This is a genomic window from Yersinia antarctica (assembly GCF_056636475.1).
In genome coordinates, this window is record NZ_JBSJQF010000001.1 from 4,018,978 (window position 1) to 4,042,816 (window position 23,839).

The window sequence follows — 23,839 nt, forward strand, 5'->3', positions numbered from 1 at the left end:
TGGCACTGTTGCAAAAATCTTGTGATGATAAGCTAAAGCACCATTTCGGCTGAAGGAGTAGCGTATGGCCCCATTCAAAGGTCGGCATTTTCAGAGTGCCATTATCCTCTGGGCTGTTCGCTGGTATTGTAAATACGGCATCAGCTATCGCGAACTCCAGGAAATGCTGGCTGAACGGGGTATCAATGTTGACCACACCACGATTTATCGTTGGGTTCAGCGCTATGCACCTTAAATGGAAAAGCGCCTGCGATGGTACTGGCGTCATCCGACCGACCTTCGTCCCTGGCATCTGGATGAAACCTACGTCAAAATTGGTGGCAAATGGGCTTATCTGTACCGGGCCGTAGACAGCCACGGTAGAACGATTGATTTTTATCTTTCGTCTCGACGTAATACCCAAGCGGCTTATCGACTTTTGAAGAAGATATTAGGTAACTTACGGGATTGGGAACAGCCACGACGCATTATTACAGATAAAGCACCCACCTATGGCAGAGCGCTCGCGTTATTGAAACGGGAAGGTAAATGCCCGCCAAACGTGGTGCACCGTCAGGTGAAATATCTCAACAACGTGATTGAATGTGATCACGGTAAGCTGAAGCGGATAATCAATCCGATGTTAGGCTTCAAATCCATGAAAACGGCTTATGCCACGATCAAGGGTATAGAAGTGATGAATGCGTTGCGTAAAGGTCAGGCTGAACCTTGGTATTATGGTCATCCTCAGGGCGAAGTGCGTCTGGTGAACTACGTTTTCAGCCTCTAATGTTTTTTAGCCTAAGGGAGTGTTGACCCTAACGGGCTATTTGCAACAGTGCCTTAAATATTCTGCCAGATACAGTTGTTGGCGGGTACAGATGATACACAAAGGATAACTTCATCATCCTGCTAGCGACGGATTGTTACCGGCAGAACAATTTTATCTGTTGGCCGCTATAAAAAAATAGGCAGTGCTATTTTGCGGACCTCGATCTGTTAATGCGACATAACTGATCAGAATAGTGGTGTTTTGAGCCTCCAGATCAAAGATGATTGATGAAAAATTCAGCAATACTGACATTTTCCTAGACTGCCTTGTTAAGGCTACTACCTTATAAGTTAATAAAGCTTATGAAACGCTTAAATTTTTCTGAATATTAATTAACATGATATATCATGTTAATTATAGGAGAATCCTTAAAGACAATCAATATGAATATTATACAATGTTCATATTGTAAGTTATTCCATTTTATGAAAATTAATAATTTAATTCCTCGTCTAAATAGATTGTTTTTAGATGACGTATTAATCATTGCTCTATGTTAGTAAAAACACAATATAGAGGTATGTAATTACTGATACTTTTTGTATTTATTTCAATGTCGTTGATATTATGAGGTAGTCATGTCTAAAAGGTTAGCTGCTGAGTTTTTTGGTACTTTTTGGTTAGTATTTGGTGGGTGCTGTATTGGCGGCCTCGTACCCTGAGTTAGGTATCGGCTTTACTGGTGTAGCACTGGCATTTGGTTTGTCTGTTTTAACCATGGCTTACGCCGTAGGGCATATTTCCGGAGCGCATTTTAATCCAGCCGTTACTTTAGGTTTATGGGCTGGAGGCCGATTTAAAACTAAAGATATAGCCCCTTATATTTTTGCTCAGGTCATTGGTGGTATCATTGGGGCCTCTATTCTATTTTTTATAGCCAATGGTAAAACTGGTTTTGATGCATCAGTAAATGGTTTCGCCTCAAACGGCTACGGCGCATATTCTCCCGGTAGCTTCTCTATGCAGGCAGCCATTGTTGCTGAGGTAGTATTGACGGCATTTTTCCTTATCGTTATTAACGGAGTGACCGATAAACGAGCTCCGGTTGGATTTGCTCCATTGGCAATTGGCCTAACGTTGACACTTATTCATTTAATTAGTATTCCAGTTACTAATACATCCGTTAACCCTGCACGTAGTACGGCAGTGGCTATTTTCCAGGGCGGTTGGGCATTACAGCAATTATGGTTGTTCTGGATAATGCCTATATTAGGCGGCATTATAGGCGGCCTTATTTATCGTAACTTACTTAGTGATAAAAATTAGCTATTCATTTAACTTAAAGTGATTTAACCTAATTAGAATAGGTAGCCATTACTTTTATGGCTACCTATTCTAGTTGTTGAACCATTGGGCACTGTTGCAAATATCCAGTGGTGATAAACGATTGTGTCGCATTAAGGTGCAGTCCGGTAACATGCTGTTTTTTTTTGTGATGTTACCTGCCCATGTCTCTAATCCGAAACGCCTTCCGTCGACTGCATTACCCAGCTGATGTTATCGCTCAGTGTGTTCGCTGGTATCTCGCTTATACCCTGATCCTGCGCAATCTCGAAGAGATGATGGCAGAGCGCGGCATTATCGTTGACCATTTCCACATTTCACCGCTGGGTTAGCTGGGTTATCCGCCTGGTGCCGTTGTTGGATAAGGCGTTTCGTCGGCATAAGCGCACAGTGGACCGTCGGTGGCGCATGGACGAAACCTACATAAAAATCAAAGGTCAGTGGAAATATATGTACCGTGCGGTCGATACTGCGGGTCAAACCATTGACTTCCTGCTGACCGCCAGGCGAGACGCCGCAGCCGCATTACGTTTCTTTCGCAAGGCCATTAGACATCACGGCGAACCGGAAGTAGTGACCATTGATAAAAGTGGCACCAACACGGCAGCGCAACTTTTGCTGACTAGCCTACGTTAATACGGCACAACCCTATACTGCACTGGGGATTGAAATGAAGGGAAAAACCGCAGAAGCTGGGCTTTGTGTCGCTGATGAAACAATTTACGAATGTAGATCCGTACCAGTGTGTACTGTGTGATAGCCGGATGGTTTTTAACAGTGCGTGGGCCGGTATCCGGGCAGAAGAGTTGTTGCCCCGACGTCGGCTGGAGTTCAAAACAGAGCGATGATTACGATAGGCAGCATAGGGAAGATCTGCCTGAAATTTGGATTGGTTATCAAAATGGTGTTTATTTAAATCAATCGTCAACCTCACGCTACCTGATCTGATGAAACTCATGGCCCAGTCCCCCTCTTTTGATTCTGACCTAAGGGAAAAAAATGGATCCAACTTCCTAACCATCAAGCGGACCCCTTCAACGACACAACAGCCGCTCAGGTAAGCAAATTCTGACAATCTGAAAGCAGATAAAAAGAGATGTGATACTGGAAAGCTATTTGAAATACCGTGATTGGGGACTTTATATAAAAGTACCAAAATTCAATGGAGTAAAGGCCTTCGTCATTGAACGATGGCCTGAAATTAAATTTTTCTATAAAACATCAGTGAATACTAAATTTGATTAGCATTTTGTACCAAATGGAATCCATTTACTTTGCTGAGCAGTATTACCATTTTTATAATATACTGTTCGATAGCACGTAATTGATATAAACCCATTCTGGACCTTTTTCCAAGGACCATAGATGGTTTTACCACCGCCTCCAGCATTGAACGGAACATTTTGTGCGTAGGCAGGGCCAGATGCAGCGATGCCAAAAATCATCCCAGAAATTAAAATGGATAACAGTTTATTTTTCATTAAAAATCATCCTTAATTAATATATCTACTTATGATGCCATAATAAATAATGGTTAACTTCGTTCAACTGTTCGTTGCTCAACAAAATTGATACATGCGTACTATTTTATTTTGTGACGTAACGTAACGGCCATTTTTGTAATAGTCGCGACTACAATATCTCATAAGTGGCATGTTTTTCGATAAAACCACTCTTTTCCAGGACGTCCAGCCAGTTTTCCCCATTTTCCCGCTACTATCAAAAGGAACGTTCTGAGCAAAAACTGGAGCCATTGTCCCCATAATTACACCAGATACTAAAAGTGATAATAAAAACCCTCTCATCCTTGCCTCTTTTTCATCCAATTAAATTGTAAAATATAAAAACCAAAAAGAACGCGACTAATTTAAAACTAGAGTTTAAATTACAAAGCTAAATTTCAGTCGTATATTACCCTCCATTGGAAAGTTAAGCACTACACTCAACATGAAATAATTTCACTTATTGATAGGATAATGGCTATTAGATAATAATTCAGACAATTCCAATCTCTGCACTAAGCACTAGTTAAACTTTTATACGTCCCGTATAAATAGCTATATTTAAGATCGACGTATTCTTATTTTCCCCACGAACTGTGGATGAATGACTAAGTGAAGTTATGTTTTTAAACTGTTTTGGCTCTGCTGGTTAGCCCAGTGGAAGCTAAGTGGCTCTGTTGCATGAAGCTGTCGTCGGTTAACATACAGTTTTAAGGTGTTATTTGAAATGTCTCTGATAAGAAAAGCCTTCAAACGTCTGCACTACCCGTTGATATCATCGCCCAATGTGTTCGCTGGTATCTCGCTTACGCCCTGAGTCTACGCAACCTAGAAGAGATGATGGCAGAACGCGGTATTATCGTTGGCCATTCTACCCTGTATCGCTGGAACCCCTTTGCTATATAAGGCTTTCAGTCGGCACAAGCGCAGCGTGGGACGTCGGTGTTTACGGCCAGTGGAAATACCTGTGTCATGCTGTGGGCTCCAATGGCCAGACTATCGACGCTCTATTGACCGCCAAACGTGATGCCCCCGCAGCCCTGCGTTTCTTCGGCAAGGCCATTCGTCACCAGGATAAACCCTAGGTAGTCACTATCGATAAAAGTGGTGCTAACACCGCAGCTTTGCCCACGCTCAATGCCGACAAACCCGATGAGGAAGCGATTACCGTCAGGCAAAGTAAGATCCTGAACAACCTTGTCGAGCAAGATCACCGGAATATCAAACGTCGGATACGCACGATGCTGGGATTCAACTCCTTTCGACGGGCACAGACCTTGTTGGCGGGTATTGAGCTGGTACAGATGATACGCAAAGGACAACTTCATCATCCTGCTGGCGACGGATTGTCACCGGCAGAACAATTTTATCTGTTGGCCGCTATAAAAAAATAGGCAGTGCTATTTTGCCGACCTCGATCTGTTAATGCGACAGGGCCAATTATCCCACCCATCGATGAGGAGAGTCACCGGCTCTCATTATTTGCAACAAGCCCATGGGATCGTCGCCTCTATTCTTCTGCTGTCTGAGTAATAAACCAGCGTAATGAATTCAACACTTTAGTTTCAGACATCTTGGCTCTGTTCTCATCAACCAACTTCATTAATACTAATCTTGCAGTATAAATATCCAAATGCGCTTTATCAGCCAACTCTCTGGTTTTTGGCCAACTGCCCACTGGGGGGACAGATCCACCAAACTGTTCTTTCAGAACATTACAAGTTTCTTCCAATATGCCCATGACTTCTTCTTTACGTAGATTATTAGGTTTCATTGACCTCGCCTCAAACAATATATTTATTAAAAATGCATTGTTTTTATTATTTATATTTTCTATACCCGCGCAAAACATTCCCTGTAAATTTAAAAGATAACTTTCAAATCCAGCGAGAACTTAACTTATTTACTTCGCATGGCTTTGTAATGCTTATTTAATTGTCATGATTCCCAAATCAGAATTAACAACTAAGCACAGTTTTAGTACCAGCGTACAGACCAGAGAATAATAGCACTCTGAAAATGCCGACCTGTGAATGGGGTCGTGCTTTACTCCTTCGGCCAAAATGGAGATTTATCTTACCATCATCTTATTTTTGCAATAGTGCCGTATTGGATTTAGTAACTAATTAACTTTTTGACTAATTTTGTTCGATGAAATTTTTTAGGAGGTTCACTTGAAGTTAAAAAAACAATTAACATGTTTTTAATTGTTTTTATAGATGCTGTCTTACAAAGTATACAATCAGCCACAACGGACAAATAGCTATAGCCTCCCATCTTTTCATTTTTTCTACCAAGCACTATAATAAAAGAAAGGGGACTTGACTTCCTTATTTTTTCAATGGTTTTAAATGAATCAAAAAGAGAGCTATTATCTACATCCAGGATATATATATCTCTCTCATCTTTTTTTATATATTTGTTATCTATCAATACATATTTATCTGCATTAATACTTATTTGTTTTTTTGGATTGACATTATTTCTTTAAGGATTATCTCTAGTGAAAAGCGTGTCAAACTACAATAGCCTGAAATAATAACCCGCATAATACGACGCATCCTTTCTCTACTATTCTATCTATATTAAAAATGGACTATAACTTATTTTCGGTGGATGAATAGTGGCACCGAAGTGCCACTATTCAGCTTGTGTCACTCTTATTAGAAGTTGTATTTCACCCCTAACATCACTGCAGTATCGCTGTAACCTTTGTCGCCCAATTGCTGGCCAACGTTACCCCAGACATTCAGTTGCTTGTTCAATTGCCCCTCAACACCCACTTTCAGTTCACCGATATTCTTCGCGCCAGCTTGTTTCACTTCAACCGCGTTCATATTGGTGCCAAAATCTTTGGTGTTGTGGATCCAGTTGGCTTCCACAAACGGTTGGAACTCGCGATCCTTGCCATTATCACTTTCGTGGTGGCCTTTCATATAAGAACGCAGCCCCAGACGGGTCTGGATATTACCGTCGCCTTGACCACTCACCTGAGTACCGTTTGCTTCACGGTGCTCGTCAGCCTTCACACCCATCCAGGTGATTTGGGCTTTCGGCTGGATAAAGTACGTTTCGTTCTTAGACTTATTCTCGCCGATTTTAAAGGTGTAGCCGCTCTCGACCGACGCGGTGATCCCTTTCGATTTATACTCTTCCGTCGCCAGACCGTCGCCCTGCACGCTATTGTTAAACCAGCTGTACTGCGCCCAACCGTCAACATACAAGCCCGACTTGTCTTCGTCGTTGGCATACCAGGTGCTGTACACCCCGGCGGTGTAACCATCAACCGAACCACTCGACTTATAGCCCGATTTCGCGTGGGTGTCGCTCTTGCTATTACCGTAACCGGCCATCACACCCAGGTGTAAACGGTCCAGACCATCGTTGCTCCACTGGGCGATATCGCCACCCAATTGCATCACATAGCGGTTGCTTTGGGTTTTCAACTGACCACTGGTGTCACGTGAACGGTTATGTCCGCCTTCGTTACGCAGCCACATGCTGGTCACTTTCTGCTCGCCAGTCAGGGCGTCGATATACTGTGTTTCACCCAAACGATCGTGCAGACGCGTCACAAACATAGTGTTGGCTGCGGCCAGGTTCGCGGTGTAGCTGCCGGCTTCAGGACGTTTAGTTTCCTCGCCTGGACCCACTGGATTTTCTGGATCAACCGGGTTCTCTGGATCAATCGGCAAATTACTCAGGCTGGTCAAATACCAGTTACTGGCGTTTGAACCCACCCCACGTACGAGTGAGTAATCATATGCACCCGCTACGATACGGCCAGGGTTCACAAACTCACCGTCGGATTGACCATTCACCTGAATGAGCTCAATACCGTTTAAGGTTTTAGCGCCCGTACCGCCCGCATTATCCACACTAACATTGGTGGTGCCGCTGGTGTTGCCGTTCACAATCATGCTGTCGGTGGCCGAGTTATCGTCACCCAGCGCGGTGTTGAAGTGCAGCAGACCGTTGTTGCCAATATAGTTGCCGTTGACCACTAACTGGTTACCGGTGGTGCCCGTACCGTCACTGGTTTTGTTACCGATAAATACCGTGCCGCTGTTGGTTAAGTCAGTGCCAACGGTAAAGATGTTACTGGCCGGGGCCAGACGTCCCATCGCCGGTACCACCGGTGCCGTTGGGTTGCCCACAAACAGCACGCCCTGGTTATCAACCGCGCCCGCTACGCCACCAAAACCGCCCATAAAGGCACCGCTGGCTATATTCACCTGCTGGCTTGCCAGCGTCATGGGGTCAGCACTGCTGCCTAACATCAGGCCACCCGCATTGATATCTGTCTGGCCGGTATAGGCCGCCGTTTGAGTCAATGACAGCGTACCGTTGCCGTTTTTAGTCAGGCTGCCACTGCCGCTAATGCTGTTGGCCAGCAACCAGTCACTCGCACTATTGAGCACCAATGCGCCGTCGTTGGTGACCGCCGCCGTCCCCAGATGTTCTGCCTGAGAAGCAGTTAACTGGCTGCCGTTCGTGATAGCAAACAGGCCGCTGAACAGGCTGTTATCACCGCTCAATGTGATGTCGCTGCTATCTTCCAGCACCACACTGCCGGCATCACTGATAGCATTTGCTAACTGGCCCGCAGCCCCTTTCAGTGTCAGCAGACCGGCGTTAACGATATTGCCATCGCCCAGACCCGCTGCATTGTTCAGTAACGCTTGTGCGCCACTGGCAATGGTGGTCACCGCGCTCAGGCCAGTATTGGCACCCTTAACGCTCAGCACATTGGCGGCAATTGTCAGCGCGCCACTGCCGGTCAGTTCACCCTCAGACACACCGCCCTGACTCAAGGTTAAGCTGCCACCATTGAGATCAACCGTTGAGCCCGCAGTACTGTTCAGTTCGCCCACGGTTTGGCTGTGACCCTTCATGTCAAAGGCGGTATCTGCTGCCAGTGATAACAGCGAGGTATTCCCCAACACATTATCATTCAGCATCTGCAAGGTGCCGCTGCGTACATCGGTAGAACCGGTGTAATCATTGTCCAGATTGGACAGTGTTACCGTATTTCCTGCACTGGTATCAATCGCCAACTCACCACTGCCCGTCACTTTGGCACTCAAATCCGCCGCAGGACCGGTTTTATTGGTGGCATACAGCGCCAGTGCATCTGCACCGCTGCCCAGCAGTTCAACTTCGGTCAGGCCGTAACCGATATACAAACCGTCGTTACCCGTACCGCTGCTCAGGCGATAATCGTAAGTGCCTTTGGCGACCGTGGTGCCATTCTGTGCAATATCGGCCGTGGTGGCATCGGTAATGACATTACCATTCTGGTCTTTCAGCACCAGATTGCCGCCATTGCCTTGCACGGCCACATCACTCACCGCCAGTTGCAGCAGGGTATTGGCGTCATCCTGCTCCATGATGGGCAGCACAGGATTGACCGGCGTCTGGCTGTTGTCGACGCTGTCGATGTCCACCACCACCGTCCCGGTGCCCAGTAGGTTCATCTCTTTGGTGGTATGGATAGTGCTTTTCGCCACCGTCTCACCCGGAGTGCCGGTGTTAAATTTCACCGTACCGCCGTCAAAGGCCAACCCACCGATAGTTTGCACACCGTCACCGACGGTGGTGATACTGTCCGCGCCCAGTTTCAGGGTGGCATTCACTAATGCTGCCGTGTTATCCGCCGCCAGTTCAAAGGTGGCGTGACCTAATGCCAGTACCCCGTTAAAGGCGTTCTGTGCCGCATTGGCCGTAAAATCAAAGGCATTACCGGCGGTATTAACGGCCATCGTGCCGAGGCCGTTCAACTTGCTGTTAAAGCTCACGGCATTCAGGTTATTAACCTGCAGCAGACTGCCGTCACCCAGATTAAAACCGGTGTTGGCATTGTCATCCTGACTGTCACCCAGCGCCAGCAGCACATTGTCCAGTGTCAGCGTCGAGTTATTGATCAGGTTGATGTATTCCATATTCTGGATAGCATCAGCATCACTCAGGGTATACAGCGAACTGTCCAGCGTCAGCGTATCGCTGCCGGTACCGCCGTTCAGTGAGCTAAACACGCCGGTATCGGCTAATGTCAGCCCTTTCAGAATGAAGGCATCATCGCCGCTGCCGGTGGTGAAGTCAGTGCCGTTACTGCCTTGCATCAGGGTCACAGTGTTGTTGCCGGTTAACAGATTAACCTGACCGACAATGGTGCCGCCCGTCTGGTTGGTAAAGGCCAGACCCGTCCCAGTATTGGTTACGACAGCCTGCTGGGTGGCGCTGTTGGCTTGAATGGTACCGCTGTTGACGAAGCTGGTGACATAACCGTTATTGATGTCCACCACCGGGCTGGTGAGTGATGTTGATATCAGGTTACCGGACTGCTCGACACGGCCGGTAGTGCCTTTGACAATCAGGGCTGCACCGCCTGCGGCATCATTGACGTTTACGCTGGCACCGGTTTTCAGATCCTGACGGGAGTTGGTGACAATCCCTTTGCCCGCGGCTGAATTGACGTTAATCACCAGACCGGCCGAGTCGGACATGTCCAGCGTATTATCGGTGATGGTGTCGCCGGTGTTGGCAAACAGAATACCGGTACCGCTGCCGTTGACATTGATCGTGCCAGAGTTGGTTGCCGCCAGGGAGGTACCGGTACGAATACCTGCACCATTACCCACCGTCAGCGTGGTGTCTTTTAACTGAATGCCGGTAATTTCCGCTTTGTTTTCAATCGCATTACCTGTACCGCCCGCCGTCATGGTGATGGTTGCGCCATCCACGGTCAGTGCTGTGGCACCGGTATCAAGCAGTACGCCATGGGCAGTGCCGCCCGCTTTGGTTTCACCGTTACCGGATAAGGTCAGGCTCGCCCCCGCACCCAGCAGATAAGCGGCGGTGCCGTCGGTTGCGTTGACGGTACCGCTGTTATTCACGGTAGAGTTAGCGCCCTGAATATTGACCGCAGTCCCATTGACTGTGATGAGGTTTTGGTTGGTCAGAATCCCGCCGTCTACCAGCACGCCAGTACTGCCTGCTTGTGTAAAATCAATGGAGCCATTGTGGATAAGCTCACCGCCATTACGGGCGATATAGCCATAGGCACCAGACGCGGTGTTACCGGTGGTCAATACCGCCGAACTGGTTAAGACAGATTTTCCGGTAGCACCGGTGGCAATACCATCCAGGCCGTAGTAGTTGCCATCGACGATCCCGGCAGTAGCCCCATCACCGCTCAATTCCAGGCTGGCATCTGCCGTGATGGTGCCGCTGGCGCCCCCCTCGACTTTTACCCCAGTAGAGCCCTCGCCAGACAGGACCATATCTAACGCGCCGGAGTTAAATGTACTGCCAACACCGGTGACTTGAATAAGAGAAGAATCTTTACCGGTGGCATTCATGGTTGAGGCAGTGGTCCCGATAAAGCTGGCACCCTTATCAACGCGATACAGTGTAGAGCCTTCGGTTGAAACCGTTTCATCACCCGTGGCAATGTTATTGACGCTAGAGCCGGTACCGTAAATCAGGTAGCCCACCTGTTTGGTGCCGGAGACAAACTCAACCTGGCCGGTACCGGAGACATTAATGGTACCTTTATCTTCAGCAACCACCCCGATAGCCCCATCGCCCGCCAGCTTTACCTCACCAGAGAGATTAGCCACCGCGCCCGCACCAACCGCCTGAATACCGTAGTTCGCCAGTTTAGTGGCAGCATCAAGCCCGTTATTTACATAAACGTTACCGGCGTTAGTGGCTGAACTGTTGGTCAGTACTTTAATACCGACGGTATTGATACCATTTATAACGATATCACCATTATTGAAGATATTCGTGGCGTTAGCGCTGGAAGAGATACCGATATTCTGTCCTGCATTTTGTCCAGATACAGCACCAGCACCGTTGAGCTCAATAGTGCCGTTTTGATTGACTACTGTTCTCGCTCCTTGTGCAGCAATAGCTGTAGAGTTTTCAGTTTTGCTGCCAATCACGATTTTACCGGTCGCACTATTGGTAAAGGTGGCGATATTGCTCAAGTTAACGGTATCTTGCAGTAATCTAACGGCATAAGACTGAGTCTTAATGGCCAGGTCAGTGACCACGTCAGTTAACGAACGTTGTGATTGACGGCCCACATAGACGGTACCGTTATTTTCAAAGGTAGAGCCTTTCTGAACACTCACCCCCTCATTCAAATAACCTGCTGCAGGAGACAAATCGATAGTTGAAGCAATATTGATCGCGCCGTTATTGACGAAGGATGAGTTGCCATCGATCACCGCCGCGCGAGTATAAGCGCTTGCCCCACGAGAAGCGGTATTAATCACACCATTGTTGGTAACTGACGAAGCTCCATTAGCTAAAATAGCGGTATGACTGCCGTTAGCTATGTACAACGGCAATGTTGAGGTAGGTGTGGGCTTGAAGTCCAGCATCTCAGGATTAGTCCCTGCATCCAGTACCCCAGTAGTGTCAATAATAACCGTACTGTCAGTGGCAAAAATAATATTGGTACCACGAACTGTTGCAGAAGTTGACCCCAAAGTCCCGGCGTTATTCAGGGTTGCACCGTCTTCCAGCCGCACCAGTGAAATATCCGTATTGAACGCCTGAATATTGGCATCAGCACCAATATTCACAATGGCATGCTGACCATCACCATGAATAAAGGCAACACGGTCAGAATCGACAATGTGATTTACGGCATCATTAGCATCAATCCCCATATCAAGATAGATCGGGGTGACTTTTGGTGAAGTATTGGAACCGTTAGTGAAATAGGCCCGCGCCAGCTCGGCTTGATAACCTTTGCTGTCCAGCACGATCGCACCACTTTTAATACCTGCAATCAAGTCATTGTTGTATTTTTGGAAATCAGCAAAATTTTGAACATTTTGGGCCCCTAAATAGGGACTGGTGAAGGTACCGACGAAGTCATCAAGCACCGAATTGGCCACCGCGGTACTACTATCGCGAATGTTATTATTGTTATTACCCAGGTTGACTACAGTTTTGGCGTTATAATTTAAGACTGTATTCTGGGCCGATGTAGTAGAGTCAACATAGAATCCTGAAGAAGTTGTTGTCGCCGCTTCACTTTTCAGGCTGCCTTTAAGAATGGCGTTAAAATAGTTATTGCTGTCATTAACCCAACCTGCGGCCGTGCTACCGACAGCCACGGTCAGATCACTGCTATCCTGCACATGGAATAAGTTGCGATTCACATACTGGCCATTTTCACCAACCGCATAAGAAACAGGTACCACAAAATCGGCAAGCGGTTTAATTGACATCGCAGTACTGCTATACACATTAATAGTAATTAATGCGCCAGTGCCTTTCGGGTCAAGGAAAGTTTCAGTAACCATCTCACCTAAGTTGAAAATGTTTTTACTGATCAGATTCTCAGCACCATAGAGGAAGTTCCCCGGGGGAATATCACCCAGTTTACTGTTTTTAAAACCAATATCTCCCTTAGCGATATTGCTAAAACTGCCTACTAAGGTATTGCCAGTCCCTGTGAAGGTCTGTTCAAATTCTACATCAGGCGTAAATACCGGTACGCTAATATCTGCGGCAAAGACAGAACTCGCCCCTAATGTAAACATCAAGGTCATTGCAATCTGGCTCAGGCGAGAGGGGGTTGTTAAACCTAAGGTTGTATCGACAATTCCTGAGCAAAGTGACTTAGTTTTTTTCCTGATTTAGAGATTTCAGATGCAACGTCATAGCGGCCTAAGGCACTATTCCAAATGACTTTAAATACTTTATTCATGGTGTACTCTCATTAGATTTAGGCCTGACAATTAGTCATACCTATAAATAGGTATGACTTAATATTCACAGGAAAAATTAGAATATCTCATTACTGCTTTTAAGCTATTCGATATCCTGAATCTACTTAATACATATAGATATTAATATAGGCGAAAAGGATGAATTTAGTAGGAAATTTCCCACAAGATGTATTTTTTTCAAATAAATTATTAATTTATTTGGAGTTTTTGTAATAACTCTGCATTAGTTCTCACCCCAATTTTTTTCATTACCGATCTCTTTTGAGCACTTACTGTTTTTTCACTCTTGTTTAGTATTTTTGCTACAGCATGTCCGGGTAAACCACACTTAAAATAAGTGATTATAATAACCTCTTGTTTTGTTAGATTTATTTTTTTTATGTAATTATTTAATGTTAAATCACCAAGTGAAAAACTTAACTGATTGGTATACTTTTTCTTTCGCTTAAGGACTGACATGATTTTTTTTCTAAAATAGATAATGGATCATCAAAACAGAGAAGTGTAACCTTTCCTTTTGTTTCCATCTCAATGAAAAAACGATTAAAATCATAATCATACCTAGATGTTATGATGAATACTTTATCAAATAAAATACTATTAGCTGCACTACTCAATACATTAAATCGGTCAATGTTACTGACATCTATGAATAAAAATTCATTTTCAGAGTAAAATTGAGGTTCTACATTAACAGCACCTTCATAGCCAGATTTTTGTAATACATGATTTAACAATTCGAATAGACCTAACTCTAAGTATTTATTATTAACGACAATAGAAAAATTCTGCATACATACACCTTACCTCCTCCCTCAGATAGCAAGGAAAGAAGCTGAATTAAAACATTCAGACCAGAGATTGGTTTTTAAAAATAGTTAAGCACTATAAAACATTGTTTAAAAAAGAGATACACCGACAACTTTTTAACTTAAAAAAATTAAATCCCGAACCAATCAAAAAAAATGAATTATATAACTTTCATTTCATTTTAGAGCAGGATTTAAAACCAAAAGCAAAGCCTTTAATATTGCAATTGAACTGTTAGGCATTATGGAGTGGGAATGTTCTTAAAAATCATTGGGCACTGAAAAAGAATGGCTGCATTTGGTGATTATATTAATAAAAAATATAGTTATTATGCAAATAGAGATAAGTATATCTTATGTATAGAAATACAGAATGATTCTTATAAATCAAGTTTTTTGCATTTTATTCAGGGTATTAATACATAATACTTTAGGTGTACCGACTATGTAGAAACCATTTTATGAAACTTTATTCTGGCAGTTTCTGGAGCCTGCTTGCATCCCCTATGACCTACTCCCCGTTGATTAGTACACCCCGATGTTAGTAATGTCTTCATTTTGACCCGCTATCTCTTGAGCCAGCGATTACAACAGGAAGGTACCATTCGCGCGATGACTGCCTCCCCGAATGACTCGCGTCTCATGGAGGAGGTACTGGATACCCGCAAAGTGTGTGACAAGACGACGTGGACACTGGCGAGCAGAACGGATGGCAGTGTGCAAGTGATCTATCAGTGCTATATGCCTGTGGCCTGGTTCCAAACGATGTTCGCGCAGCAACTGGAAATTGGAAGGAACAAGGACGGCGAACGCTTGCTGACATAGTGACCAGAAATAAAGTACTGAAAGCAACTGTGCGGGAGAAGAAAAAGCGGGAACCGCTATTGCTTGCAGAAGCCAACGCATTGTTTGAGCAACTTCAGGTCCGTGGCGACCTGGACCGCTATAAATCACTGGTCAAATATGCTTCGATGGGTAATCAGAGTCTGGGAACAGTGAAGGCCTTCTTTGACAGCGAAAATGGGCAGGCGTAGCTGGATACGTATCCCAGGGCCGAGGCGGCGCTGGGCCACCACTGCCACGGAACACAGCTCTTTCGGCATTACCGGCCAATGGCAAAACATTGGCCGCCGGTTGGTTAATTCGAAGGATTTCAAACAAGTGCGGTCACATATTGTGATCTATGAGCAGGGCAGTGGCACTGCATTTAAATCCTTCCAACACGCAGACCATAGCCCTGAACGTGCGTGTCAGCTGCGCGCGGGGCAAAACCGAACTCTTCCACCTCACAATCGCTCAGCGAATGCACAGTCAAATTGGCCACAGCTCCCGCGACATCATTCAATGGGTTGCTCAGTTCAGCACCGAGATTTCTGCTATCTCCGCGAGCTTTCCACCACCACAGTTGATAACAACTCGCGTCAGGTCACGACTCATGTCAGGTACTTCAGTCTTTACCGAATGGGGTGTAATCATCTGCGATACCATCGCGTCGGCGGGCGGCGGGACGACCTTCAGTTCCATCATTACGATAGCTGGATTGAGACCAGCCCCGCCACGCTCAAGCATGACCTCATATCCACCGGTAGAAGTTTCAACCTCGCCTGACACTATAAGCCTGGGCGGCTGCGCATATACAGATGCCTTCCACTCGCCGGATGACTGGATCCGGCATCCCGCCGGTATTTCAGCCGCGACTGTCACAGCCGATGGTATATTCTGTTCAATCGCCGTGGTCGGCAAGACCGCCTGCTCGCGGGATTGTATATTTCCAACCGCAGCAGTGCTGGCACCGGAATTCTGGTTACAGGCAACCAGCATCAAGGATGCCGTCAGCGCGCTAACGCGTAATAATGCAGACTTGTCCAACATAGTCGATGTCTCCCGTGCAATCGCGAGTGATTAATTTTGCAAACATATCATGATTGAACCAAATTTATTGCAAAAAAATGGCTTTGTAATGAAAACTTAGGCTATTCATCTATTATTCAGTGATCCCCATGAAACTCGCTACAGACATGTATCCCCCAAATGGGGAGCTGCGTCCAGATGGGGAAAAATTGCTTGGCTGGGTCTGATTGTGGGTTTATATCACATTGATAACTCACCAGTCTGGGACGTGTAAAAGTCATGTCCCCCTAACCGAACCTTCAAAAAGGGATAATCTCGTGACCAAAAGCATTAGGCTCACTGTCGCAATAACACTGCTTACTGCGACACTGCCCATATTAGCTAAAATGCCAGAAAATTTTGTCTATACCAGCTCTGGCGACCTCGAAGCGGCATCAGTCATTATCGCACGTAGCGATATTGGCGGTGCGCAGATCGTTTACAATTGGCGTTCACTCGAACCTGAGAAGAACAAATACAACTTCTCGCAGATTGAGAAGGACTTGGCTCGTCTTAAGGTAGCCAATAAAAAACTTTTCATCCAGATCCAGGATCGGTTTTTCGAACAGAATGCCCGGTACGTTCCTGATTATCTGATGAATGATGCCAGATACGGTGGGGGGATATCGCCACAATTTGATAATCCTGGCGAAGGAAAGCCGAGTGGTTCGGGTTGGGTGGCACAGCAATGGGATCCTGCTGTGCGCCAACGTTATCAGGCTCTGTTGGCAGCGATTGCAGAGCGTTTCGATGGTCGAGTCTATGGTGTGAACCTACCCGAAACAGCCATTGATCTTGACGAGAAAAAGCTACCCGAGGGATTTTCCTGCGATAACTATTTTGCAGGCGAAATGGAAAATCTCACCTTTGCGCGAAAGGTGTTCACCAAATCCCATGTGGTGCAATATGTCAATTTCTGGCCGTGCGAATGGAACAACGACCACAATTACATGGGCCGGCTGTTTGAGTTCGCGAGTGCCAATAATATTGGACTTGGCGGCCCAGATATTGTTCCCAACCGCAAAGCGCAAATGAAGAACTCATATCCGTTCTTCAACAAATACAAAAGTAAGCTAGCACTCATTGCCATGGCAGTGCAGGAGCCGACCTTGACCTACAAGAACCCCAATACGGGTAAGCCATTTAGCAAGGATGAGTTTGTACAATTTGCCGACAATTATCTTGGCGCAGATATCATCTTCTGGAGCACTACATCTCCCTGGCTGACTAAGAAATAGGTATCAATCGCTAGGGACAGAAAGCCTCACTGCGAGATCATGTATAGGTTCTTTTTCCGGATAAAATCGCGCCAGCCGTCGGACAACAGCACTGATAACCCGCGTAAGTAATGGTGCAGACTGGTTCGAATGTTGGCGCATTTACACAGCGGAAATTTCTGGGGTTCCAGCTTAGGCCCCCTCCTCGGGAACTGATTGCAACATTCAGTTGGGTTCAGTATGAAAGCACCAAGGTATAAATTTAAAACCCATTTTCAGCCCTAAAAATGCCCCAAATATTTAGGGCATTGAGTTCAGTTCGTTGCGGATTTTCTTTGTTAGCTAAACGCGTTGCCCACGCATCCAGGCCACGAGCTGGTATCCGGTTCATTACCAACTGATAGGATGATGCGAACTCTTACAAATATAGTCATACAGACGTTGAGTATCTTCCAATGAACAAAGGCGAGTGCCAAGATTAAGTGTTGCCGCGCTACCTGCTGCAACACCAAAACGTACAATCTCAAACAGGTCTGCACCCTTTGCCAGTTTCAGCGTCATTGCGCCAACCATACTGTCCCCTGCCCCAACGGTACTCATCTTCTTCACCGGCGGGGGAACGATTTGTACCCAGTTATCACGATCGACTGCCAATGCTCCCTGTGGCCCAAGCGACACCACGACTCGCTCGGCAGCGCCACGGTTAACCAACTCCTTAGCAGCATGGCGTACATCATCAGGATGCTTCAACTCCCGCCCTATAAGGGCCGATAGCTCATTCTGATTAGGTTTTACCAAGGCAAGCCCCCCCAAATCTAAGCTCGCTTTTAATGCATCGCCAGAGCTATCAATGATGCACTGCAATCCCATAGCTTTAGCCTGCTGAATCAGGTGAACTAATTTTTCAATACCAGTACCTGGCGGCAAACTACCGCTAATAACCAAAATCGATCCTGAAGGGATGTTTTGCACTTGTAGTACCAGTAGATCAAACTCAGCATCACTCAATCGTGCCCCTGGCATAACAAAACGATACTGTTCACCACTGTTGTCTACGTGGACATGCATGTTCTGCCGTGTCCAATCCTGCGTTTTCAGCGTTTTCGTCTCAATACCTTCCCGATCAAGCAATTCTTTCAAGTGCTCCCCTGTAGGGCCAGCAATAGGAAAAATTGCATGAGCTTGACCACCAAGATAAACAACAGCACGAGCGACATTAATACCGCCACCACCCGGCTCAAAAATAGGTGCCGTGCAACGTAGTTTTCCTTCAGGGTAGATTTTGGGCGTCGTTGTTGCGCTGTCTAGCGAAGGGGATAATGTTAAAGTGAAAATCTGAGTCATGATAATACAACCTTCCTTTTTGGTTTTTATTTCGCAGATTCGGCAAATAAAAATAGAAATTGTGTATTGATGACGGACTTAGAACAGCCACATTAGCGACCCAAAAGCCCGATAAATAACTGACTGTAACCTCAGTAAATACAATGACTACTCTAAGTAAAGCACATAATTCAGTACGTCGTAGTATTAAGATTCAATTGAATAATAGGCTTTATTTATCATTTTATCTGACCATAACGGGGGCTATCGCTGATAAACGATGAAATTAATCGCGATGTTAACATCAGTGAAATTGAGATAATGTTATACGCTATTGAGAATAACAAACGCTCTCATCGAGATTCGTCATCGTTGTTATTTACGCGACAGGATCAATCACAACACCATGGCGAAAATATTAATAAATTGAATCGCTCCTTTCATCGTTAAATCTCCTCTTCACATACTTTACTCGATGAATTATTGCACCCAACAACAGAACGTTAGCTTTTCTTTTCAAAAAACAGTGTCACTTTGGCGACTTCAACACCAAATTTGCGCAGTGATGTCTGGTTGAACAAATGGATATCATCCTGGCGATATAGCCAGTCATCAAAGTGTAGTTTTATGCTGCCGTTCTCTGTTTTCACGTCCATATCATAACGCCAGTTGAAAGCATTACCTGCGGTATAACCATGGGCTACGCCAATGATATCCCCTGCCGTCCCCTGATAGCTGCCATCAGCGTTTCTGATGATGCGCCAGATTCGGGTCTGGCGCTCGCCATCAGCAAAAACAAACTTCTCATTGAGCGTCAGGGTATTGCCGACAACATCGCCCTGGATAACCACCTCAAAACGGCGAGTCTGTTTATTCTGATAATTCTGCAACATTCCCCAGGCGCGGGTTTCACCGCTGAAGTAGCCGAACAAATCGAAAGTAGGTTTATTGTTTTGATAGTCATTGATATCTGCACTGCATCCAGCCAGTACAAACAGGAAAGCCAGTAACAGGCTTTTGATATTCATCAGATACCTCCAGTCAATTGTTGCCGCAAGTCAGGATATTGTGTCGTCGGTGACAACCAGATAGCGAGAAATGCATCTCGGAAAGCACGGTCGAAACGATCACCAATCGGCTTAATATATGGATTAGATGGCGCGCGATAATAAAATTGTCCGCCAGTATTATCACCCACGAAAGTGAGTTGGCTGCCAGAGGTTACTGCCGGCCATATCGTCGCTATCTGCTTGAGCCAACGCTGCTGCTGTGCTGCAGACACGCTGATTTTCATGGCTTGCCATTGTTCTTGTGTAGCGTTCACCAGCTCTTCTTGGGTAATAGAACGCTGATAGTTAATACTCAGTGCCTGCGGCCATCCCCCCTCCTCATAGCGTCCGCTCGGTGTACGCAATACTGAAAAATAAATATCAAAGGGCCCCCAACGTAGCGTGGCACTGCCTACCGTCGGCCACGTGCTCCAATCGCTGGCCTGTGCCACCTGAGTACTCAGACAAAGAAGAAAAGTTAACAGCATCTTCATTCAATTCTCCTGCGTAGTATTGGCCAACTGACAACTGGCAGATAAATAGCCCACCCTAAAGATAGGGTGAGGATCATCATTTCAGGTGCGATTTGTGGGGTCATCGCATTCAATTTCCAACCGATGACATAGGCTAGTGGGCCGGTAAGCGCACCTAACAACACAACTGTTTTCACCGTCGGGATAATCCGTCTCAGTAGCCAATAAAACCAGCTAGTGAAAGTAAGCCACAATGCGCACATCCATATGGGAACACCGCCCCCGCCAGCAAATTTAAAGATATCGAGATAGCACCAAAACGCATCCATGGTAATACCCAGTAGCGCCGCTAACAGGACCCATATACGCTGTTGCCGCGGGGTAAATATCAGTGCCAGCGCAGCGCCCAGAAGTAGAAAAAGCATTACTTGTTCACGCCAAATAATGGCCAGCGTCCAATAAGCATCAAAACCGAGCGTGGTTAGCCAAAATCCGGTGCCCGATCTCATCGACGCTCAGCACTCAGTTGTACGGTGCTGATGGATCGCGCCAGAAAACCAGCTTCGCAATAGCACAGGTAAAATCGCCACTGGCGCTGAAAACGTTCGTCAAATCCCTGATTCTGTAATAAAGGCCAATTCTGCTCAAAACGCTCACGCCATTGTTGCAGCGTGCGGGCATAGTCACGGCCAATATCGAATAGGTCACACATCACCAGATCGCTATGGCGTGTGAGGGTATCGCACAGCGCGGTTATCGATGGCAAGAAGCCCCCGGGGAAGACGTAACGCTGGATAAAATCCACATTGCTGCTGTATTGCTGATAACGCTGGTCAGTAATGGTGATCACCTGTAACACCATTTTGCCTTTAGGTTTCAGTAACTGCTGGCAACATTTGATAAATAGAGGCAGAAAACGTTTGCCTACGGCTTCGATCATTTCGACCGAGACCAGTTTGTCATATTGCCCCGTCAGCTCACGGTAATCCTCAAACAACAGAGTAACGCGATCCTCTAATCCAGCTTGCTTAATACGCTGTTGGGCATAAACGTACTGTTCCTGCGAGATAGTCGTGGTGGTGACGCGGCAGCCATACTCACGCGCGGCAAATTCCGCCAGCGCTCCCCACCCAGTACCGATCTCCAACAGATGATCTTGTGGTTGCAGATCTAACTGTTGGCACAAGCGACGCATTTTAGCCTGTTGCGCCTGTTCCAATGTCATCTCCGTTTCACTGTACAACGCGCTGGAATAAAGCATTTCACTGTCGAGAAACTGCTGATAGAAGCGGTTACCCAGATCGTAATGTGCGGCAATATTGCGCCGTGCCTGCCGCCGACTATTATCTCGTAGCAGGTGCACCAGCCGATGCCAAGGGGCGGTCAGCCAACTTAAACGGGCCTCCATCTTATCGACCAACTGCATGTTACTGGCCAGCAACTGAAGCAGGCGAGTTAGATCAGGACTGCTCCAATAACCGTCAATGTAGCTTTCTCCACCAGCAATGCTGCCACCCAACAGTATTCGGCGGTAAACTCGGGGATCATAAACCTCGATTTCAGCCTGTAGCGGGGCTTGGGTATCACCAAACTGGATTTCACCGACACCTGCTTCACGCAGCAATAATCCGCCCCCTTGCAACTGCTGTAGCAAGGTAAAAATAATGCGACGAGCACCTTTATTGTGACCCGAAAAAGGGGTGCTATCGGCGAGGGTGTATTCTGAGGAACTCATCGTTCATCCTTGCCGCCGGTGGCGGGGTGAGGGTAAATAGGGGTGCGTTTCAGCCATAACTTCAGTGCTTGCCAGTAAATGGCGGTGGCAGTTTTCAGTGTCATTAGAGGCAGAAGCCATAACTGTCGGCGCAACGTTGCCCGCGTTAGAGGGTGTCGATAAAGCAGTAATGTGGCGTCAAATTCGCGGCTGACACGGTGATTTTCGATATGAATGCGCAGTCGCTGTGCGGGGGCAGAGAGCCGCCAGTGGTAGGTCATGTCCATCGGGTTAAACGGTGATACATGAAAAACTTTATCTATGGTTGAGGTACCTTCTGGATTTACGGCATAGGTATGGCGTTCATTCCACGGGGTATTACGAACTTCGGCCAACAACCAACACAGTTTGTCATCATCGTTATACAAATAGTAAAAGTTGACGGGATTGAAGTAACATCCCAGATAGCGCAACTGGCACAACAGCATAACGCGGCCATTCAACTTTTCGCCGGTCAATTGTGCAATACGTTGCTGCGCTTTGTATTTAATATCGCCACCACCCAGATAATCGCCACGATAAAACGACGCTGGGGCAAAGCGTTCCAACGCAATACCCAGCGCGGGCAATTGTGTCAGTTCATCAAGATCAATCAACGGCATGAAGATTTGGTAATCAAAGCTGTGTTGGACCGGGCTGAAGCGACGATGGCGCACATGTCCTACATAAAGGGCGCTATTCATGCGGCGTTCTCCTGCAACAAAACCTGCGTGACGTCCAGCGCACTGCGTACCCCATCCTCGTGGAATCCGTTATACCAGTAAGCGCCGCAGAACCAGGTATTGTGCTGCCCGTTTATCAGCGAACGCTGCTGTTGTGCCAGTACAGTAGTCTGATTGAATACCGGGTGGTGATAACTAAACTGGCGCAGAATTAGCGCCGGTTCAATCGGTTGCTGTGGGTTGAGTGTGATACAAAAGGTCTGTGGCGCATCCAAGCCTTGCAGAATATTCATATTGTAAGTCACGCTGGCGAGTTGATTCTCTGCATGCTCGTCGCTGGCTGGTAAGCGATAATTCCAACTGGCCCAGGCACGGCGTTGGCGTGGCAGCAGACGAATATCGGTATGCAGGATGACTTCATTCGCTTGATAGCCCAACTGAGCTAAAACACGTTGCTCCTGCGGGCTGGCATCGGCCAGAAGACGCAGTGCCTGATCGGCATGGCAGGCAAAAATCACCTGATCAAAATGTTGTTGCCCCAAGGCGCTATGAAGTATCACCCCTTGTGGTTGGCGTTCAACCCGCAGGACTGGCATATTCAGGTGCAATGTCAGGTTGTCTGCCATTATGGCCAACATGCGGCGCACATATTCACGCGAGCCGCCTGGCACTACAAACCATTGTGGGCGGTTGGTGATGTCTAACAGACCGTGGTGATCGAAAAAGCGCAAAAACAGTGCTAATGGAAACTGGCGCATATCAGTCATTGAAGAAGACCAAATAGCGGCCCCCATCGGTAACAAATAATGCTGGGCAAAATAGGGGGAAAAACCTTCCTGTTGCAGAAAATCGTCCACCGTTTGAGCCGCAATACCACCATTCGCCAGGTTTTTCTTACATTGGCGATTGAAACGCATAATCTCTGCCAGTAGGCGATAAAAGCGTGGATTCAGCAGGTTACGGCGTTGGGCAAATAGAGTATTGAGCGTATGGCCGTTGTACTCCAGTCCACTGCGAGGATGCGTAACCGAGAAGCTCATCTCCGTGGCTTGCCCACTGATGCCCAATTCAGCCAACAGAGCAATAAATTGCGGATAGGTCCGCTCGTTATAGACGATAAATCCGGTATCGATAGCGTAGCTGCGCCCTTCCAGCGTGACGTCCACGGTCGCGGTATGCCCACCGGGATAATCATTGGCTTCAAACAGTGTAACCTGATGTTTTTTAGCTAACTTCCATGCACAGGTTAAACCGGAAATCCCGCTGCCGATAATGGCAATTCTCATTGGA

Annotated in this window: 16 protein-coding genes and 5 pseudogenes; 6 read left to right on the plus strand and 15 right to left on the minus strand. The window is 46.6% G+C overall.

Going from position 1 to position 23,839, the window contains the following annotated elements:
• The first annotated feature begins 64 nt into the window (after positions 1-64).
• From ACWJJO_RS18710 to ACWJJO_RS18720, 3 pseudogenes are all read left to right on the plus strand, one after another.
• Positions 65-769: pseudogene (locus ACWJJO_RS18710) on the plus strand (IS6 family transposase).
• Positions 770-1,389: 620 nt separating this feature from the next.
• Positions 1,390-2,077, plus strand: a pseudogene (gene aqpZ, locus ACWJJO_RS18715) (aquaporin Z).
• Between the two features lie 182 nt (positions 2,078-2,259).
• A pseudogene (locus ACWJJO_RS18720) lies at positions 2,260-2,722 on the plus strand (IS6 family transposase); the annotation flags it as partial.
• 614 nt (positions 2,723-3,336) lie between these two features.
• Here ACWJJO_RS18720 and ACWJJO_RS18725 read toward each other — a convergent pair.
• The gene (locus ACWJJO_RS18725) at positions 3,337-3,576 is read right to left on the minus strand and encodes a hypothetical protein (protein WP_083162650.1); all 240 of its coding nucleotides are present in this window, start codon (positions 3,574-3,576) and stop codon (positions 3,337-3,339) included.
• 748 nt (positions 3,577-4,324) lie between these two features.
• Between ACWJJO_RS18725 and ACWJJO_RS18730 the strand changes: the two are divergent.
• Positions 4,325-4,991, plus strand: a pseudogene (locus tag ACWJJO_RS18730) (IS6 family transposase).
• Positions 4,992-5,107: 116 nt separating this feature from the next.
• Here the strand turns inward: ACWJJO_RS18730 and ACWJJO_RS18735 are convergent.
• From ACWJJO_RS18735 to ACWJJO_RS18760, 6 genes and pseudogenes are all read right to left on the minus strand, one after another.
• Positions 5,108-5,371: a faeA-like family protein gene (locus ACWJJO_RS18735; protein WP_083162648.1), complete on the minus strand. Its 264-nt coding sequence runs from the start codon at positions 5,369-5,371 to the stop codon at positions 5,108-5,110.
• A gap of 341 nt (positions 5,372-5,712) precedes the next feature.
• On the minus strand, positions 5,713-6,030 hold the full coding sequence (locus tag ACWJJO_RS18740; RefSeq protein WP_481091382.1) for a hypothetical protein: 318 nt from the start codon (positions 6,028-6,030) through the stop codon (positions 5,713-5,715).
• A 230-nt stretch (positions 6,031-6,260) separates the two neighbouring features.
• Positions 6,261-13,172: an autotransporter outer membrane beta-barrel domain-containing protein gene (locus tag ACWJJO_RS18745; protein ID WP_481091383.1), complete on the minus strand. Its 6,912-nt coding sequence runs from the start codon at positions 13,170-13,172 to the stop codon at positions 6,261-6,263.
• Positions 13,173-13,246: 74 nt separating this feature from the next.
• Positions 13,247-13,330: pseudogene (locus ACWJJO_RS18750) on the minus strand (ESPR-type extended signal peptide-containing protein); the annotation flags it as partial.
• A 211-nt stretch (positions 13,331-13,541) separates the two neighbouring features.
• Entirely contained in the window at positions 13,542-13,811 is a 270-nt protein-coding gene (locus ACWJJO_RS18755; RefSeq protein ID WP_481091384.1) for a helix-turn-helix transcriptional regulator, read from the minus strand.
• Complete coding sequence (locus tag ACWJJO_RS18760; RefSeq protein ID WP_481091385.1) at positions 13,769-14,146, minus strand: hypothetical protein; 378 nt, start codon at positions 14,144-14,146, stop codon at positions 13,769-13,771. Before ACWJJO_RS18760 ends, ACWJJO_RS18755 begins: the two co-directional genes overlap by 43 nt.
• 839 nt (positions 14,147-14,985) lie before the next feature.
• Here ACWJJO_RS18760 and ACWJJO_RS18765 point away from each other — a divergent pair.
• Entirely contained in the window at positions 14,986-15,195 is a 210-nt protein-coding gene (locus tag ACWJJO_RS18765; RefSeq protein ID WP_083162638.1) for a hypothetical protein, read from the plus strand.
• A gap of 319 nt (positions 15,196-15,514) precedes the next feature.
• Here ACWJJO_RS18765 and ACWJJO_RS18770 read toward each other — a convergent pair whose 3' ends face one another.
• The gene (locus tag ACWJJO_RS18770) at positions 15,515-16,033 is read right to left on the minus strand and encodes a hypothetical protein (protein WP_083162636.1); all 519 of its coding nucleotides are present in this window, start codon (positions 16,031-16,033) and stop codon (positions 15,515-15,517) included.
• A 365-nt stretch (positions 16,034-16,398) separates the two neighbouring features.
• Here ACWJJO_RS18770 and ACWJJO_RS18775 point away from each other — a divergent pair, with 365 nt between their 5' ends.
• Positions 16,399-17,289 carry a hypothetical protein gene (locus ACWJJO_RS18775; protein WP_372569913.1) on the plus strand — a complete coding sequence of 297 codons (891 nt, stop codon included), beginning with the start codon at positions 16,399-16,401 and terminating at the stop codon, positions 17,287-17,289.
• A gap of 369 nt (positions 17,290-17,658) precedes the next feature.
• Here ACWJJO_RS18775 and pfkB read toward each other — a convergent pair whose 3' ends face one another.
• From pfkB to ACWJJO_RS18810, 7 genes are all read right to left on the minus strand, one after another.
• Positions 17,659-18,612: a 6-phosphofructokinase II gene (pfkB, locus tag ACWJJO_RS18780; protein ID WP_083162632.1), complete on the minus strand. Its 954-nt coding sequence runs from the start codon at positions 18,610-18,612 to the stop codon at positions 17,659-17,661.
• 482 nt (positions 18,613-19,094) lie between these two features.
• On the minus strand, positions 19,095-19,619 hold the full coding sequence (locus ACWJJO_RS18785; RefSeq protein WP_083162630.1) for a DUF3833 domain-containing protein: 525 nt from the start codon (positions 19,617-19,619) through the stop codon (positions 19,095-19,097).
• Positions 19,619-20,134, minus strand: a complete 516-nt coding sequence (locus ACWJJO_RS18790) for a hypothetical protein (protein WP_193784779.1) — start codon at positions 20,132-20,134, stop codon at positions 19,619-19,621. The genes ACWJJO_RS18785 and ACWJJO_RS18790 overlap by 1 nt, the downstream gene beginning before the upstream one ends.
• The gene (locus tag ACWJJO_RS18795) at positions 20,131-20,622 is read right to left on the minus strand and encodes a DUF2878 domain-containing protein (RefSeq protein WP_481091386.1); all 492 of its coding nucleotides are present in this window, start codon (positions 20,620-20,622) and stop codon (positions 20,131-20,133) included. Before ACWJJO_RS18795 ends, ACWJJO_RS18790 begins: the two co-directional genes overlap by 4 nt.
• Positions 20,619-21,848 carry a class I SAM-dependent methyltransferase gene (locus tag ACWJJO_RS18800; protein WP_083162626.1) on the minus strand — a complete coding sequence of 410 codons (1,230 nt, stop codon included), beginning with the start codon at positions 21,846-21,848 and terminating at the stop codon, positions 20,619-20,621. Before ACWJJO_RS18800 ends, ACWJJO_RS18795 begins: the two co-directional genes overlap by 4 nt.
• Complete coding sequence (locus tag ACWJJO_RS18805) at positions 21,845-22,570, minus strand: DUF1365 domain-containing protein (protein WP_481091387.1); 726 nt, start codon at positions 22,568-22,570, stop codon at positions 21,845-21,847. Before ACWJJO_RS18805 ends, ACWJJO_RS18800 begins: the two co-directional genes overlap by 4 nt.
• On the minus strand, positions 22,567-23,835 hold the full coding sequence (locus tag ACWJJO_RS18810) for an NAD(P)/FAD-dependent oxidoreductase (protein ID WP_083162622.1): 1,269 nt from the start codon (positions 23,833-23,835) through the stop codon (positions 22,567-22,569). The genes ACWJJO_RS18805 and ACWJJO_RS18810 overlap by 4 nt, the downstream gene beginning before the upstream one ends.
• Positions 23,836-23,839: the final 4 nt, after the last annotated feature.

Coding starts and splice junctions, on each gene's coding strand:
- ACWJJO_RS18725 (WP_083162650.1), bottom strand. CDS start 3,576: ATGAAAAATAAACTGTTATCCATTTTAATTTCTGGGATGATTTTTGGC.
- ACWJJO_RS18735 (WP_083162648.1), bottom strand. CDS start 5,371: ATGAAACCTAATAATCTACGTAAAGAAGAAGTCATGGGCATATTGGAA.
- ACWJJO_RS18745 (WP_481091383.1), bottom strand. CDS start 13,172: ATGACCTTGATGTTTACATTAGGGGCGAGTTCTGTCTTTGCCGCAGAT.
- ACWJJO_RS18755 (WP_481091384.1), bottom strand. CDS start 13,811: ATGTCAGTCCTTAAGCGAAAGAAAAAGTATACCAATCAGTTAAGTTTT.
- ACWJJO_RS18760 (WP_481091385.1), bottom strand. CDS start 14,146: ATGCAGAATTTTTCTATTGTCGTTAATAATAAATACTTAGAGTTAGGT.
- ACWJJO_RS18770 (WP_083162636.1), bottom strand. CDS start 16,033: ATGTTGGACAAGTCTGCATTATTACGCGTTAGCGCGCTGACGGCATCC.
- ACWJJO_RS18775 (WP_372569913.1), top strand. CDS start 16,399: ATGCCAGAAAATTTTGTCTATACCAGCTCTGGCGACCTCGAAGCGGCA.
- pfkB (WP_083162632.1), bottom strand. CDS start 18,612: ATGACTCAGATTTTCACTTTAACATTATCCCCTTCGCTAGACAGCGCA.
- ACWJJO_RS18785 (WP_083162630.1), bottom strand. CDS start 19,619: ATGAATATCAAAAGCCTGTTACTGGCTTTCCTGTTTGTACTGGCTGGA.
- ACWJJO_RS18790 (WP_193784779.1), bottom strand. CDS start 20,134: ATGAAGATGCTGTTAACTTTTCTTCTTTGTCTGAGTACTCAGGTGGCA.
- ACWJJO_RS18795 (WP_481091386.1), bottom strand. CDS start 20,622: ATGAGATCGGGCACCGGATTTTGGCTAACCACGCTCGGTTTTGATGCT.
- ACWJJO_RS18800 (WP_083162626.1), bottom strand. CDS start 21,848: ATGAGTTCCTCAGAATACACCCTCGCCGATAGCACCCCTTTTTCGGGT.
- ACWJJO_RS18805 (WP_481091387.1), bottom strand. CDS start 22,570: ATGAATAGCGCCCTTTATGTAGGACATGTGCGCCATCGTCGCTTCAGC.
- ACWJJO_RS18810 (WP_083162622.1), bottom strand. CDS start 23,835: ATGAGAATTGCCATTATCGGCAGCGGGATTTCCGGTTTAACCTGTGCA.